General features: G+C 67.6%; 14 protein-coding genes. 7 read left to right on the forward strand and 7 right to left on the reverse strand.

Annotated features, from left to right (window positions below; genetic code table 11):
• Positions 1-34: 34 nt before the first annotated feature.
• Positions 35-514: a hypothetical protein gene (locus GKO32_RS26765; protein WP_154759670.1), complete on the reverse strand. Its 480-nt coding sequence runs from the start codon at positions 512-514 to the stop codon at positions 35-37.
• A gap of 45 nt (positions 515-559) precedes the next feature.
• Positions 560-1,195 carry a DUF6338 family protein gene (locus GKO32_RS26770; protein ID WP_154759671.1) on the reverse strand — a complete coding sequence of 212 codons (636 nt, stop codon included), beginning with the start codon at positions 1,193-1,195 and terminating at the stop codon, positions 560-562.
• A gap of 212 nt (positions 1,196-1,407) precedes the next feature.
• On the opposite strand from GKO32_RS26770, the gene GKO32_RS26775 reads away from it, so the two are divergent.
• Together GKO32_RS26775 and GKO32_RS26780 are read left to right on the forward strand one after the other, a co-directional pair.
• Positions 1,408-1,632 carry a hypothetical protein gene (locus GKO32_RS26775; protein WP_154759672.1) on the forward strand — a complete coding sequence of 75 codons (225 nt, stop codon included), beginning with the start codon at positions 1,408-1,410 and terminating at the stop codon, positions 1,630-1,632.
• 14 nt (positions 1,633-1,646) lie between these two features.
• Positions 1,647-2,483: a fumarylacetoacetate hydrolase family protein gene (locus tag GKO32_RS26780; RefSeq protein WP_154759673.1), complete on the forward strand. Its 837-nt coding sequence runs from the start codon at positions 1,647-1,649 to the stop codon at positions 2,481-2,483.
• Positions 2,484-2,514: 31 nt separating this feature from the next.
• Here GKO32_RS26780 and GKO32_RS26785 read toward each other — a convergent pair whose 3' ends face one another.
• Positions 2,515-6,150 carry a CHAT domain-containing protein gene (locus tag GKO32_RS26785; protein WP_154759674.1) on the reverse strand — a complete coding sequence of 1,212 codons (3,636 nt, stop codon included), beginning with the start codon at positions 6,148-6,150 and terminating at the stop codon, positions 2,515-2,517.
• An 85-nt stretch (positions 6,151-6,235) separates the two neighbouring features.
• Here GKO32_RS26785 and GKO32_RS26790 point away from each other — a divergent pair, with 85 nt between their 5' ends.
• On the forward strand, positions 6,236-6,616 hold the full coding sequence (locus tag GKO32_RS26790; protein ID WP_154759675.1) for a hypothetical protein: 381 nt from the start codon (positions 6,236-6,238) through the stop codon (positions 6,614-6,616).
• The gene (locus tag GKO32_RS26795; protein ID WP_154759676.1) at positions 6,613-7,494 is read left to right on the forward strand and encodes a hypothetical protein; all 882 of its coding nucleotides are present in this window, start codon (positions 6,613-6,615) and stop codon (positions 7,492-7,494) included. Before GKO32_RS26790 ends, GKO32_RS26795 begins: the two co-directional genes overlap by 4 nt.
• Before the next feature lie 7 nt (positions 7,495-7,501).
• On the opposite strand, the gene GKO32_RS26800 is transcribed toward GKO32_RS26795, so the two are convergent.
• Positions 7,502-8,449 carry a GlxA family transcriptional regulator gene (locus tag GKO32_RS26800; protein WP_312868592.1) on the reverse strand — a complete coding sequence of 316 codons (948 nt, stop codon included), beginning with the start codon at positions 8,447-8,449 and terminating at the stop codon, positions 7,502-7,504.
• Positions 8,450-8,547: 98 nt separating this feature from the next.
• Between GKO32_RS26800 and GKO32_RS26805 the strand changes: the two genes are divergently transcribed.
• Together GKO32_RS26805 and GKO32_RS26810 are read left to right on the forward strand one after the other, a co-directional pair.
• Entirely contained in the window at positions 8,548-9,210 is a 663-nt protein-coding gene (locus GKO32_RS26805; RefSeq protein WP_154759677.1) for a DJ-1/PfpI family protein, read from the forward strand.
• 1 nt (position 9,211) lies between these two features.
• Positions 9,212-9,541, forward strand: coding sequence for a hypothetical protein (locus GKO32_RS26810; RefSeq protein WP_154759678.1), 330 nt, complete (start codon positions 9,212-9,214; stop codon positions 9,539-9,541).
• Between the two features lie 42 nt (positions 9,542-9,583).
• On the opposite strand, the gene GKO32_RS26815 is transcribed toward GKO32_RS26810, so the two are convergent.
• The 3 genes from GKO32_RS26815 to GKO32_RS26825 all read right to left on the reverse strand — a co-directional run bounded on the left by GKO32_RS26815 (position 9,584) and on the right by GKO32_RS26825 (position 12,156).
• A complete protein-coding gene (locus GKO32_RS26815; protein ID WP_154759679.1) occupies positions 9,584-10,783 on the reverse strand; it encodes a CaiB/BaiF CoA transferase family protein in 1,200 nt (399 codons plus the stop codon).
• Positions 10,780-11,316: a MaoC family dehydratase gene (locus tag GKO32_RS26820; RefSeq protein ID WP_154759680.1), complete on the reverse strand. Its 537-nt coding sequence runs from the start codon at positions 11,314-11,316 to the stop codon at positions 10,780-10,782. The genes GKO32_RS26815 and GKO32_RS26820 overlap by 4 nt, the downstream gene beginning before the upstream one ends.
• 105 nt (positions 11,317-11,421) lie before the next feature.
• Positions 11,422-12,156, reverse strand: a complete 735-nt coding sequence (locus GKO32_RS26825) for a FadR/GntR family transcriptional regulator (RefSeq protein ID WP_154759681.1) — start codon at positions 12,154-12,156, stop codon at positions 11,422-11,424.
• Between the two features lie 333 nt (positions 12,157-12,489).
• On the opposite strand from GKO32_RS26825, the gene GKO32_RS26830 reads away from it, so the two are divergent.
• Positions 12,490-14,517, forward strand: a complete 2,028-nt coding sequence (locus GKO32_RS26830) for a CocE/NonD family hydrolase (protein WP_154759682.1) — start codon at positions 12,490-12,492, stop codon at positions 14,515-14,517.
• Positions 14,518-14,577: the final 60 nt, after the last annotated feature.

A 14,577-nucleotide genomic window follows, 5' to 3' on the forward strand; every position in this document is an offset into this window, starting at 1 on the left:
GCGAAGACTCTCTGGTGTGGGCGCTTCGGCCCGATCAGTAACGGGGGCGACGGAACAAATGCCGGACCTTTCTCGCAACACTCCCGTTGGACGCGACTACATCTGGCTCCAGTTCCTCGCCCTCGCCACGCAACACACCGGTGAAAGACGCGAAGGTCTCGGCGAACAAATCGGTGTCGACGGAGCCGTCGAAGGCCCAGACGCCCTCGGGCACGCTCAGCCGTGGCATCTTCTCGCCGAATGACTCGAAGCGGCGCAGCACGTGCTCATGGATCTCCTGCACCAGCCCGATCCGCGCCTCGTCCTCACCGAGATGTGTGTCGTAGCTTGGGTCCATGACGCCGTTGATACGAACCGTGGCGAGGACGAACCACCACTCCCGGACCTCCAGCAGCCAGCCCGGCGGCTCGGCCGTTCGGTCGATTTCGGCGCACACCAAGTACATCCACGTCTCGGTGTGGGCGTCGGGCGCCCAGAAACCGACGCCCCGGAACCCGATGAATGTCCTCGGCATGTCCCTGATCCTTTGTGCTTCATCAACTGGGTGAGCCAAGCCGGCTCAGGACGGCGATTCGTACGTCACCGTGAGCAAAGTAAGGCGCCGGGCGCTGATCGCGGCGGCGCCGACGTCGGGCAGGACCTCGGATTTCGTCTCGCCGGGCGCACGGTAGGAGATCGGGCCGGTGAGGGTGAGGTCGCGGTCCTGGTCGTCTTCCGAGGCGCGGCTGTAGGTGCGCAGGCGCCCGGTCACGTAGCTGCCGTCGTCGAGCAGGCACCCGACATAGATGCGGGCGCCGGGATGTTCACCGAACAACAGTGTCCAGCCGGAGGTGTAGGCCTCGTGCTCGCGGCGGCGGAACCGGGGACTCGCGGCCAGCAGGGCCAGCCCGGACGCGGCGGCGAGCAGGCCGGCGGCCCACGCGGTCACCGAGCCGAGATGATCGATGCCGTAGCGCCCCGGTTCGCGCAGGAGTTGCCGGATGTCGGGGGTCCAGGACGGGACGATGGTGCGCAGCAAGGCGAACAGGCCGAGGACCACGGCATCGGCGGCGACGCTGACGAACGCCAGCTCGATCGTCTCCCGGAACACCGACACGTCCCGGCTCGACGCGACGCGCTCGCGGCGCAGCGTGTAGGCGAACCCGGGGACCAGCAGCACCAGGAACACCAGCAGCCCGACCAGCGTCGTCGGCACGATCATCACTCCCCCGTCACGTTGCGTGTGCGGGTAGCCTAAAGGGTCGTAACCTGCGGAGGGGGAGTCCGTTGACTGAGCAGCCCGATCCCGGCGAATCCACCGAGCCGCCGTCTGCCCCAACTCCGCCACCTGAACCTCGCCTGAGTCTATCGTCCGGATTGGACGGTGGTTCGGTCCATGTTCCGTTGCACCCCGGCGGTGGCCAGTTCGTGCACGACTCCATGCCACCGCCGCAGGCGTTCCATGAGCCGGTGTCGCAGCAGCCCGCCGGCGGGCAGTTCGTGCACGACTTGACCCCACCGCCGCGGCGTCGCCTGGCGCCTCCGAAGATGCCGGCTTCGTCGCTGCCATCGCCGTTGCCGCCGCCCGAACCGTCGCCGGATCCTGAACCGGCGGACCGGAAATCGCTGTGGCGGCGGCTTTTCCGGCGCTGATCAAGGAGGCGGCGATGGCCCTCCGGCTGGCGAAAACCCCCGGCGGCTGGTGCGTACTCGGGGACAGCGGCGCGGTCATCATGCTCGGCCGGCTCCCCTCGGGCACCACGCTCGGGTCACTCCTCGCGTTGCCCGCCGCCGAGTTCGCCGACCGGCTTGCCTCGGTGCCGCTGACCCAAACTTTGGCCCCGCAACTCCTCGCGCCCGTCGACGACGACACCGAGGTGTGGGCCGCGGGCGTCACCTACGAAGTGTCCCGCGAGGCGCGGATGCACGAGAGCATCGACGCGGACGTGTACGCGCGGGTTTACCAGGCGCCACGGCCCGAGCTGTTCTTCAAGAGCATCGGCTGGCGGGTCGCCGGGCCGGGCGGCCGGATCGGCGTGCGTGACGACTCGACGTGGGATGTGCCCGAACCGGAGCTGGGCATCGTGTGCAACGCCGAAGGCGCTATCGTCGGCTACACGATCGTCAACGACGTCAGCTCGCGCAGTATCGAGGGTGAGAACCCGCTGTACCTCCCGCAGGCCAAGATCTTTCGCGGCGCGTGCGCGGTCGGGCCGTGGATCGTACCGGCGAGCGAAATCGCGAACCCATATGTACTCGGCATTTTTGTGCGCATCAACCGTGGCGGCGCGCCGTTGTGGTCGGGGGAGACCAGCACCGCACGGCTGCACCGCAAGCTCGCCGACCTGGCCGCCTATCTCTACCGCGGCGACGTGTATCCGCGCGGGGTCATCCTCGCGACCGGCACCTCCGCCGTTCCCGGCGACGAGATCAGCCTCCGGCGCGGTGACGAGGTGATCATCGACGTGGACCGGGTGGGGCGGCTGGACAATCCGGTGGGGTAAGCCGCCGATCCGGGACCTGGCAAGGAAATCGTCAGAGCCCGGCGTGGATATGCGCTGCCCACAAGGAAGGACTGGCCACGTAGTCGTCGCGGAGCCGCCGGATCGCTTCGTGCAGCGCGTAGGGGGAGCGGTCCGGCTGGGGCGTGCCACCCTCGGTCAAGGTGGTATAGACCTCTCCGGCGACGCGGGTGGCCACGGCGTCGCCGACGGGCCAGAGTGTGCCGATGACGTGCGGGTACCCGGCGAGCTGGAAAGCCGACGTGATGTGCAGGGCTTCATCGGCGAGCCACGGACTGCTCTGCGTCGTACTGCACGCCGACAAGTACGCGAGACCGGCCGAACCGGGGCGCGTGGTACCCGCGCGGTGCACGGTGAACGGGTTCTCCTCGTGGTCGTGCAACAGCAACCGGCTGGCGTCAGGATTGCTGCGATCGTTGATCCCGTGGCACGCCAGGTGCGCGATCCAGTGCGACCGGAGGCCTTCGCTGACCGCGGCGGTCGTCGCCGCCGGCCCCGTCAGCATCCGCGACCCCGGCACGAGCGCCTCGATCCGCGCCGCCTCCGCGAGGACACCGGGAAGCGGTGCGGCACCAGGGGTTTGCGGCATCGCGACGATGAGCGCGCCGGCCGCCGTGTCCTCGGGCGGCTCGACGGCACGCGCGTGCCGCAACGCGCGCAGCGTCGGCGTGTACGAGGACACGACCCGGTCGAGCACGGTCGGCGGTGCCCCGTCGGCTTCGCGATCGTGGTGACCGGCCGCGTGGATCGGCAGCAGGGCGAGCTCACCGGCGGGACACCACCACACCCGTGGGCCGTCGCGGTCGGCGGGGCCGGTGAAGCCCAGCTCGTCCAGCACCGGCTCGGCGACGACGTCCCACAGCCAGCCCACGAGGTCACTCAGGTCACGCTGCGCCCGCATCCGCTCCGCGGCGGACCGGCCCGGCGCATCGCCCGTCACCCGCAGCAGGCGGTCGACCTGCTCCCGCACTTTTTCCGGTGTGAGGCCTGGTAAGGGAACGACGCGCGGCGGCTCGTCGGTGACGATCAGCGCGTGCGCCCCGTACTCGCTGACGGCAATCATCACGACCGGGCCGGCGGGCGGCTCGCCGGTCGACGGGGCGCGCTGGAAGTCGGCCAGGCCATCGACCGCGCGGATCCGGCCGAGCAGATCGTCCCGCCAGCGCTCGAGTTCCCGGCGCCAGGCGGTGATCCACGCGGCGAGCTGCTCCGGTGAACCGTCCCGGTCGAATTCGATGCCCTCCGGTTTCCACACCGGCGCGTCCAGGCCCGGGACCTCGAGGATGACCGGTGGTGTGTGGTTGAACTCCTCGGCCAGTTCCAGCGAGTCGCGCAGTTTCGCGTACTCCTCGGCCAATTCCGGTGCGCGGGCAGCCAATTCGGCTTGGTCACCGCGCCAGCCCATCGCTTCGGCGAGCAAGGTGCCGCGCGCGCGTTCGAGCAAATCCACGGCCTGCGCGGGATCTCCGGCCCTGATCGCCGCTGTGGCCGCTTCGGCGGCGAGCCCGCTCAACCCGGCCAGCCCGGCTTGCCGGTCCTGCCGCCAGAAGCGCGGCGCGGACACTTCGGTCAGCAGGTCGATCGCGTCGCCGTAGGCCCGCATCGCCGCGCCGGGGTCGTCCTCGGTCAGGTCGGCCCACGCGATCTGGCGCTTGGCCCAGATCCGCAGCTGTGCGGCACGGGAGGCGCGCTCCGCGGTGGTGAACGCCTTCCGCGCCTCGCCGACCAATGCGAGATTTCCGGACCGCTCAACGGAAAGGCGCAGGCACCGCCCGAGTTGCGCGAACATCACGCCCGTGTCCTCAGCGCCCTGCGGTAGCGCGACGGTCGCCTCCCGGGCGAGTGCCAGCGCTTCGGACAGCGCTTCATCCGTCCCGGCCGCGGCGAGCAGCACCGAGAGATTGGACCGGTTGCGGGTGAGTTCCGCGCCCGTGCTGCCCGCGAGCGCCTCGCGCGCTTCCGCGATCGCCTGTGCCAGTACGGCTGTCGTCGGATTGGTAACGGACGGCACAGTATCGGGCTGCTGCTCGAACAGGGCGAACCGGATCATCGCGAGATTGCCGAGATACTGCGCCCGTTTCGGCGTGCCGGCCGGGAGGGCGTCCAGCGCGCGGCTGGTCACTTCGATGGCTTCGTGCACGGCGGCGACCTCACCGGTGCGGGTGAACAGAATGCGCAGCATGGCGCCGAGCGTGACCAGATTCCCGGCGCGATCCGGCGCGTCCGCCGGGCCGGCCGCGATGGCCTCGCGTGCGGTGCGGATCGCTTCGCGCAATACACCCATGCTCGGCTCAGCCTGATAAAGCACATACAGCACATAGGACAGGTCGTGCAGCAGCAGCCCGCGCGCCGGGTGATCGGGCGCGGCGGCGGCGACCCCGTCGCGCCCGGCGGCGGCCGCGCGTTGCAGCAGGGACACTTCCTTGGTCACGGAGTACTGATCCATCAATACATGCAGCAGATTGTCTTGGTAGACCGCGTGATTCGGATCGGTCTTCGGGGTCAGCCGAAGCGCGGTTTGGCCGTGCCGCACGGCGTCGGCGAGTGCGTCCGTGTCGTTCCGCACGCGGTAAAGCTCGCGTTGCACGGTCATCGCGTGGTGGGCGAACGCCGCGGGATCGGGCTGCTCGTGCGGCGCGATCGTCGCGGCGCCGACGGCCGCGCTCGCGGCGTCGCTGAGCAGCTGCTGATCCCCGTTGACCTGGTAAAGCGCGAACTGGGCACGGGAAATCGCGAAAAAGATCGAAGACAGGCCGGGACTGAACGGGGGATAGGCGTCGACGCTCTTGGTCAGCAGCGCGAGGGAAACCTCGAGCAAGTCCGCTTCACCGCTCAGCTCGAACAGTTCGCGCAATGCGTCTCCGAGTCCGTAGAGCATGGTCAGTGCGTCAGGCTGGTCCGGCTCGACCAGATCCACCAGCTCGCGCCCCACCCGCACCGCCTCCGCCGGAACCTCGGCCAAATTGGTCTGGATATACCATTTTTTGAGGAACAGCCCGAAGTTGCACAGGATCGTGGCCCGGCTCGCGTGTCCCGGAGGGGCCGCGGCGAGCGCTTCGCGATGACTTGCCTCGGCTTCTTCCAGCAGGGGGCGCGGATCGGCGCTTTCGTCGCACAGCATCACGAGTACGACAGCCTTTTCGGACAGCGTGGCGGCGTATCCGGGGTGGACAGCCGGGAGCAGGCGCAGCGCGCGACGTTGCAGCGCAAGCGCTTCTTCGAGATCGGCCCGGGTGCGTGAAGCGGGGTCACGAGTGAAAAGTTGTTGTGCCGCACGGGCATCCCGCATGAGATCGTCATTGGCTGTCCCGGCCGAACGCTCGATCCGTGCCCAGTTCTTCTCAAGGAAGTCGCGGTACAGCTCGGGTACGAGTTCCGGATGCGTCGGGTAGAGCTGCGCATACAGGGTCACCGCCGTGGAACCGTCGGCGGCACCTTCGTCGCTGCGGGGACGGACCTGAAAACGCGCCTCGTAGAACGAGGCCGCGACGCTGATGACCGCGATGTCGGTGGCATTTCCGAGCTGTGCGAGCAGTTCCGCCGCCTCGGCCGTGGCTTCCCGGTCGAGAATGTGCGATGGATCGCCGGTCCGCTCGAACTTGCTGACCCTGGCCTTGACACGCCTGAGCAGTTTCGCGCGTTCCCGCATTCGGCCCCCTCCGATCGGCTGTCTTGCGTAGGGTAGTGGCCGACCCACGGGTAGTCATGGCTTTTGGGAAAGGAAGTGGGGCCTGATGACGTCGGCGAGCGACCGGGTCGAACGTCTGTGCACCATGCTGGATGACGCCGGGTTCGAGCAGCTCGCCGGCAGTGCGGGCGCGGGTGACGTGCTTCGCCGCGTGCTGACCGCCATCCGCGAAGGCGGTGCGGAGCCGGACATCGTGTCCGACCTGGACACCCTCGATGACCTGCTGGCCAGGGCCGGGATGGGCATGGTCACCCAGCCCGGCCGCGGCTACCGGCCGCTGCCGGCCGGCCACTCACTCGCGTTCTGGGGCTGCCCGGCCGAGCGCCCGTGCGCCCGGATCGTCACGATCCCCGCCATCGAGACCGGCGGGCCGCCGCGGTGCGCGATCACCGGGCGTGTCCTGGGCCGCCGGAGCCTCGGCGCATGAACGCTTTCCTGTCCGCGCTCGGCGGGAAGCTGGCCGAGAAATGGTTGAGCCTGCTGGTCTTGCCCGGCGCGCTGTACCTGGCCGTGGTCGCGGCGGCCGTCATTCTGCGCCACCACAGGCCATTCGAAATCGGCCTGCTGCGCGAGACCATGGACCGGGTGGCGGCCAGCCCCGCGTCGTCCAGTCCGGGCGCGATTTTACTGACAGCGGCGGGAATCCTGGCTGCCGCGACGTTCGCCGGGCTCACGGTTTCCGCGCTGGGCCGCGGAATCGAGCGGCTCTGGTACGCCGAGGGCACCGGGGTGGTGGGACGGCTGCGCATCGCCTGGCGCCGGCGACGGTGGGATGCCGCGGACGCACGGCTGCACCGGTCACTGAAAGCCGGGCCCGCCGCGCGCCGGAAAGCTCTTCGCGCACAAGCCCGTCGCGACCGGATCGGCCGCATCCGCCCGCACGGGCCGTCCTGGATCGGGGACGGGGTTTTCGGTGTGGAGCAACGGATCCGGCACTGCTATGCGATGCAGCTCGGGCAGATCTGGCCGCTGCTGTGGCTGGTGGTGCCGGACCAGTGCCGAGCCGAAATCACCGCGGCCCGTGACGCGCAGGCCGCTTCCGCACGGCTGTCCGCGTGGGCGGTTCTTTATCTGGTGGCCGGGGCGGTGTGGTGGCCCGCGGTGCCGGTCGCGGTCGTGCTTGCCGTGACGGCGCGGTTCCGGGCGCGGGACAGCGCGGTGAATCTGGCGGATCTGGTGAGCGGCGCGGTGGACCTGCACGGCCGGGAACTCGCGACGCGGCTTGGTGTCGCGGCGGAGGGACCGTTCACCCGGGACACCGGGGCCGCCGTCGAAGCCGCACTTCGTGGCGGCGTCCCGGAATGAGGACCGGCTATCGGCTGGTGCTGCGGAACGTGGCCCGGTAGGCGCTGGGGCTCACCGTCGTATACGCGCGGAACCGGGCGCGGAAGTTGCTCGAACTCGGGAAACCGACCTGTGCCGCGATGCGCTCGACCGGGTGGTCGGTGCTTTCCAGCAGCTCCTGAGCGTGTCGTACTCGCACGCCGATGAGCCATTCGAGGGGCGTGCACCCGGCTTCCTGCTGGAACCGGCGACTCAGGGTTCGCACGCTCACGTGTGCGGCAGCGGCGATATCGGCCAACGTCAGCTCGCGATGCGCGTTCTCTTCCAGCCAGGCGAAAACGTGTTCGAGACTCGTCGCCGTCCCGTCGGACAGGCTCGGCATGCGGAACTGGGCTTGACCGCCGCTCCGGTGCAGCGGGGCGACCGCGAGCCTCGCCGCGTCAGCGGCCACCGCGGCGCCGTAATCGCGCCGGATCAGATACAGACACAGGTCGATCCCGGCTGTGGCGCCGGCGGAGGTGAGGACCTGGCCGTTGTCGATGTAGAGCACATCGGGGTCCACCTCGACCGTGGGGTACTTGCGGCGCAACAGGGACGCCGCCCGCCAGTGCGTGGTCGCGCGGAGCCCGTCGAGCAGGCCGGCCTCCGCGAGGGTGAACGTGCCCACGCAGATGGAGGCGACTCGCGTGCCGTTGGCGAAGGCTTTCCGGAGCGCGGACACGAATTCCGCGGGTGTTTCCAGCTCGGGATTCGTCCGGCCGGGAACGACGATCGTGTCCGCCCGATCCACCGTTTCAAGGCCGTCGTCCACACCGAGCCGAACCGGCCCGGCGGCGACCTCCGGTTCGCTCCCGGCCACCAGCACCCGGTACGCGGGCTGCCCGCCGGGCAGCCGGGCGCGCCCGAAAACCTCGATCGGTGTGGCTAGATCGAAGACGATCGCATCAGGGACGGCAAGAACGACCACGGTGTGCACCTGGCCACTTTAGCTGCGATGCCGGTGGCCAGATCGAGGCGGAACATGGCTGTCTGGCCGATGGCGCGTGGCGTATCGGGGCCGAAACGATAAGCGGCATGACGACGTACGCACAGATCTTGTTGTTCGACGGGTTCGACCCGTTGGACGTCATCGGTCCGTTCGAAGTGCTCGCCGCCGGCAGCGACGCACTGGGCGGGGAGCTCGATGTCCGGCTCGTGTCGGCTGATGGCCCCGGCCCGGTGCGGTCGGGCACTCGCGGTCTGCTGCTCGACGCGTCCGGAATGCTGGATCCCGGACTACCCGGATATGTCGTCGTGCCCGGCGCATCGGGGCCGGTCGCCGGTGATCCCGATGACGGCGTGGAGACGATCCCGGTGCTGCTGGCCCGGTTCGCGGCGAGCCCGAGTATGCCGGTACTTTCGGAAATGCTGGCGAATCCGCGGGTCACGGTGACCTGCGTCTGCGGCGGCGGGCTGGCGCTCGCGATGGCGGGCTTGCTCGACGGCCGTAACGCGGTGACCCATCGGCTGGGCATGGATCTGCTGGATGCCACCGGAGCGACGGCCATCGACGCACGTGTGGTCGACGACGGCGATCTGATCACCTCAGGTGGTGTCACTTCCGGGCTCGATCTCGGCTTGTATTTACTGGAACGGGAATTCGGCTCCCAGATAGCGCGGTCGGTCGAGCAGCTTTTCGAATACGAGCGCCGCGGGACCGTGTGGCACGCCGCCGGACGCACCCCTGTGGAGGTGTGAAATGACCGGCCCGGCGGACAATGCGATCAAGGAACTCATCGGGATCTGGGATGTCACCATGAAGACCCCGATAGGTTCACTCAGTGCCGTTTATGTGTTTACGCACAATGGAAACGAGGTCGTCGGAACCGCTACGGGTGCGGGGGAAGAAACGCCCGTCACCGCCGTGCGCGTCGAAGGGCCCCGGGTAACGTGGCGGCAGAGCGTCCGGAAACCGTTACGGCTGAACCTCGAATTCGACGTCGAAGTGCGCTCCGGTGAGATGCTCGGCCATTCCCGCGCCGGCCGCCTACCGAAAACCCAAGTCTCCGGCCACCGGCGATCGGGCTAGGGCGCCGGCATCCTGTCCCTCCATTGTGGACTCCGGCGCGCGTCATGTTGCCCCGAAGACACCGGCATCGGCAAACTGCCGGATGGTCTCTTCGTCGTAACCGAGCAGCTCACGCAGCACAGTATCCGTGTGCTCGCCCCGGAATGGCGCTCGCCGGTGCCGGGTCACCGGTTCGCCCACCCGCACCGGCGAATCGACCTGCCGCACGGTGCCGAACCGTGGGTGCTCGGTCGACACGATCAGCCCGCGAGCCTCCGTGTGCTCTTCCCGCAGCGCCTGGGCGACATCGTTCACCGGCCCGCACGGCACCGAGGCCGCTCGCAGCGCGTCGACCCACTCGGCCACCGTGCGGCTGGACAACACTTCGTCGAGGATGTCCTGTACGGCCTGATGATTCTCGCGGCGCGCAGTGAACGTCCGGAACCGGGCGTCGGTGGCGAGTTCGGGTCGGCCGACGACCTCGGTGAGTCGCCGCCAGAACTTTTCCTTCGCGCAGGCAATCACGAGCCAGCCGTCCTTGGCGGTGAACACTTGGAAGGGCACCAGCGAGGGATGTGCGGAGCGCCGGGTCCGCGCCGGCTCATACCGCTCGGTCAGATGCCAGGTGGCGGGATAGGTCAGAAGGCTGAGCGCCGTGTCGTACAGGCTCACGTCGCAGTCCATTCCCACACCGTCGCGCCGGGCGGCATGAATTCCGGCGAGCAGCGAGATCGCCGCGACGAACCCGCCCGAGTAGTCGACCAGTGACAATCCCGTCTTCTCCGGTGGCCCCGCCGGATCGCCTGCCAGCGTCATCCAGCCTGCGAGTCCTTGCAGGACATAGTCGTATCCTGGCTCGTCGGCCCGTGGGCCGGTCATCCCGAAACCGGTCAGCGAGCAGCACACGATCTTCGGATTGACATGCTTGAGGTCGTCGTAACGGATGCCGAGTTTGGCGGGCACGTCGCCGCGGAGGTTCGAGTACACGGCGTCGGCGTGGCGGACGAGGTCCTCCAGCACGGTGCGCCCGTCGGGGTGCCGGACGTTCAGGCTGACGCTGCGTTTGTTCCGGTTGAAGGTTTCGAAGAACAACGAGTCCTCGCCGGCCGCGTAGGGCGGGACGTAGCGACCGACGTCGCCTCCCGCGGAGGGGTCCTCGATCTTGATCACGTCCGCACCGAGACTCGCGAGATGCAGGGAGCCGAATGGACCGGCGCCGTACTGCTCCAATGCGATGACGCGCACGTCCTCCAGCGGGCTCATGCCGGACGCTCCCAGTCGTGAACCACCAGCGGTTCCTTCGGTTCCGGGAAGCCGGCCCCCGCGCGGGGTGCGCCGCGGCGGTGAATGTAGAAGGTTCGAACGAAGGAGAGCACCTCATCTCCATGCTGGTTTATGGTGCGGGTCTTGATGGTCACGATGCCCGCGTCGGGACGGCTGGCCGACTCTCGCTTGGCAAGGACGATGGACTCCGACCACAACGTGTCGCCCGCGTATACCGGATGTGACAGCCGCAATTTGTCCAAACCCAGGTTGGCGAACGCGTTCTGGGTCGTGTCGATGACACTCTGCCCGATGGCGATCGCAATGGTCAGCGTGGACACGACAAGCGGCTTGCCGAATTCTGAGGCCTTGCCGACTTCGGCGTTGAAATGGGCCTCGTTGGTATTCATGGTCAGCAGGGTGAACCACGTGTTGTCCGTGTCGGTGATGGTGCGGCCCAGCGGGTGCTGGTACACATCGTCTATTTCGAAGTCCTCGAAGAACCGACCTTCCCACCCGGCTCTCACTTTCATGACGCCTCCCTAGCGAAACAACGGCGCGGTACACCCACCCGCGCAACCCTGCGACAGGCGAGTGCCGTGGCCGTTTCGGAATTTCGTCCCAGTGGTGTCCGGCTCTTACTGCTTCGGTGCCGGCTCGTCTTTGTTTCGGTCGATGGCCTCGTAATGGATGCGCAGGTAGCGCAGATGTGCGCGCGTCGCCTCCCGGGCACCGGCTTGGTCGCCGCTTTCGAGGTGACCGAAGATTTCGCGATGATCGTGATCGACCTGGACCCAGAAGTCCTCGGACGCACGTTCGCGAAGAAATCGCTCCTGCAGGACCCGGAAAACCGGCTCGGCCATCATCTCCATGAGCGGGTTGTGGGTGGCCCGCAGCACCCCCAGATGAAAACTACGATTATCTGAGAACACGCTTTTGGGGTTGACGTCGACGGGATCGAAAAGCGTTTCCCGGATCGCCGCGAGCTCTTCCTCGCTGCGATTGCGCGCCGCGATTTCGGCCGCCGGGACTTCGAGCATTTCGCGGATATCGACGAGCGCCCGCACGGTCAGGTCGGTGCCGTCGGCGAGGAGGGCAAGGTTCAATCGCAGCGACTCGCTGATCTGCGCGGGCGTTGGCCGCGTGACGAATGTGCCACCACCGACGCCCCGTTTCACCATCACGAGTCCCTGGCTGGCGAGCGCCCGTACCGCCTCGCGCGCGGTGTTACGGCTGACCTGGTAATGGTCCGAGAGTTCCGATTCCGTGGGAAGCTGATGCCCCGCGCGCAGTTCGCCCGAGAGGATCTGCTCGCGGATATGTGCGGCAAGCCGGTCGTACGCCGTGGTCGCGCCTCGCGATTCGACAGTCAAAGCACGTCCCTTTGCCGGGCGACATGACACTCGGATCCGCTGGAGGTCAGAGGTTCACCACAGAGCCTCGTCATCTTCTCCTCCCGGACAGTGAAACCGCCCCATGCTCGATGAACCGCGAGGCGAAGTTACCGGATTTCACTGTTGACGTTAAACCTTGGAGGTTTAGCTGTCAAGGCTGCTCGGCTGGGTCGCGGAGGCCTTGAGTGCTCCCGTTGACGGCGGTAGGGGGCGGAGTTAACCTACCCCAAAACTCGGAGGTTTCGACAAGTCTGGCGTGCATTGGCATCGGCTTCTCCGCGCATATCGGGACGCCGAGAGAGGGGCTTCAGCATGAATTCGTCACCGCAGTCGCCGAACGGTCGTGTGGTGTCGCCAAGCCAGTACGAGGTTCGCATCGACCGCGGGGTGCGAATTCCCACGGCGGACCCGGAGACGAGTCTCGGTGCGGTCGTCTACCGGCCGGTGACGCCCGATGCGGTGCCGCTCCTGCTCATGCTGACGCCCTACCGTGGTGACTTCGTCTCCGGGGCGGCGCACGCCGGCCCGGCTCGATGGTTCGCGGAGCGCGGGTACGCCTGCATGCTCGTCGACATCCGCGGAACCGGCTCATCGGACGGGCTCATGCGGCCATTCAATGATCCGGGTGAAGCCGATGACGCCCTCGCTGCGATCGATTGGGCCACAGCGCAGTCCTGGTGCACCGGCAGGGTCGGCATGTGGGGCTTGTCTTACGGTGGCTACACGACCCTGCGCACTGCGACGCGGCAGCCGAATGCGCTCAAGGCGATCATTCCGATGATGCCGCCTGTGGACACCGAGTTCGATGCGGTTCATCCCGACGGTGCACGTGCCGACCTGCACACGCTGGTGCGTCGCGGTGGCACCAATTTGTTGCTGCAGCTACTGCCGCCGCTGGACGAGTTGAACGATCCGGCAGCACAGCGGCGGTGGCGGCGCCGGTTGCACGAGAGCGAGCCCTACTTCGCGGACCTCGCTCGCTGTCGGCTGCGAGACCCGGACCTCCGCGCGCGGGCGATCGAGCCGGCCGAGATTGTGACGCCGGCGTTGTGTGTCGGTGGCTGGTACGACCTCTACTGTTCGGCAATTGTCCGGGTCTTCGAACGTGTACAGGGACCGAAAAAGTTGTTGATAGGGCCCTGGATGCACAGCATGCCCCAGAATTCTCCATTCGGGGCCATCGATTTCCTTGCCATCGCGCTGCGTTGGTGGGATCACTGGTTACGCGACGTGGACGACGGCGTGCTCGAAGAACCGCAAGTAGTCGTCCATCAACAGGGCAAGGATCCGGGGTGGCGCGCCTACGACAAATGGCCGGCTGAGCCGGATACCGGTGGGGAAACGCAACGGATCGTGCTGCCGCCAACCCGGTCGGGCGCCGGTGGAAGCACCTGGTATCAACCGGATCCGACCATCGGAACCACCGCCGGCTTATGCCGTATCGGTGTCGGGGGATTCGGTCTTCCCATCGACCAGCATGATGATGACGTGCGCTCGGCAACCTTCACCACGGCGCCGCTGCAAGACGATGTGCTGGTGACCGGCCGGCCTCGTGTGTCGATGAGACTGGCGGTACCGGCGCAGGGCGGGTATCCACCACGGCTGGTGGTGAGGTTGACGGCAGTCGACCTCGACGGAAGTTCCACATTGATCACCAGCGGGGTTCTGTGCCCCGAAGGTCCCCGCGACAGCTATTCGTTCACATTGTGGCCGATTTTCTACCGGGTCGCCGTCGGCCAACGGCTCCGGATTTCGGTGAGCGACTCGGATTTCCCTCGACTGCGCCCGCTCGCCGAGCCGATCGCCTTCGAGATCTCGTCCGTGGAACTTGAAATCGCGGAGCCGGACCATGCCGGTGTCACCCACGACCTTCCCGCGATCACCGCGCCACGCACGAGCAACGCCGGACGATGGGAGATCACCCGAAGCCCGGGCGACGGTGGGGTTGCCGTGACAGTCGGCTCGACAACATCGGGCCGAACACCGGGCGGTGGATTGCCGTTCGAGAAGAAGGACAGCACGACAGCCACGGTGCGTCGAGATGCTCCGCAGGACTGCGTGATCCGGGGTGAGTTCAGTGCGGTCGTGCAACTCGACACGGGTGAGCTGATCGTGGTCGAGGCGCGGTTCCGCTGTCATCAGGCGACCTTGTGGGTACACGGCGAAGTGACGATCGATGGGTTGACCATCTTCTCCAGAGCGTGGGAGGCCTCGCTCGACGACGGCTCCGCCGATCTGGTGATCACCGACGTCGGCTCACGTGCTGAAGCCCGGGCATCGGCGAGGCGTGCCCCTCTGGCGCCGGTCGGTGAGCAGTTTTCCTCGCTGCTCACCGGGTGACGCGGCAAGCGAAAGTACAACCGGCATAAGGGAGTGCACCGGGTTGAGGCGGCAATCGCG

Origin of the sequence: Amycolatopsis pithecellobii, from assembly GCF_009707865.1 — a bacterium.
Classification (GTDB): Bacteria; Actinomycetota; Actinomycetes; order Mycobacteriales; family Pseudonocardiaceae; genus Amycolatopsis_E; species Amycolatopsis_E pithecellobii.

What these genes read in the sequence shown, in the direction of transcription:
- GKO32_RS26765 (WP_154759670.1), bottom strand. Translation starts at nt 514, where the DNA reads ATGCCGAGGACATTCATCGGGTTCCGGGGCGTCGGTTTCTGGGCGCCC.
- GKO32_RS26780 (WP_154759673.1), top strand. Translation starts at nt 1,647, where the DNA reads ATGGCCCTCCGGCTGGCGAAAACCCCCGGCGGCTGGTGCGTACTCGGG.
- GKO32_RS26785 (WP_154759674.1), bottom strand. Translation starts at nt 6,150, where the DNA reads ATGCGGGAACGCGCGAAACTGCTCAGGCGTGTCAAGGCCAGGGTCAGC.
- GKO32_RS26790 (WP_154759675.1), top strand. Translation starts at nt 6,236, where the DNA reads ATGACGTCGGCGAGCGACCGGGTCGAACGTCTGTGCACCATGCTGGAT.
- GKO32_RS26795 (WP_154759676.1), top strand. Translation starts at nt 6,613, where the DNA reads ATGAACGCTTTCCTGTCCGCGCTCGGCGGGAAGCTGGCCGAGAAATGG.
- GKO32_RS26805 (WP_154759677.1), top strand. Translation starts at nt 8,548, where the DNA reads ATGACGACGTACGCACAGATCTTGTTGTTCGACGGGTTCGACCCGTTG.
- GKO32_RS26810 (WP_154759678.1), top strand. Translation starts at nt 9,212, where the DNA reads ATGACCGGCCCGGCGGACAATGCGATCAAGGAACTCATCGGGATCTGG.
- GKO32_RS26815 (WP_154759679.1), bottom strand. Translation starts at nt 10,783, where the DNA reads ATGAGCCCGCTGGAGGACGTGCGCGTCATCGCATTGGAGCAGTACGGC.
- GKO32_RS26820 (WP_154759680.1), bottom strand. Translation starts at nt 11,316, where the DNA reads ATGAAAGTGAGAGCCGGGTGGGAAGGTCGGTTCTTCGAGGACTTCGAA.
- GKO32_RS26830 (WP_154759682.1), top strand. Translation starts at nt 12,490, where the DNA reads ATGAATTCGTCACCGCAGTCGCCGAACGGTCGTGTGGTGTCGCCAAGC.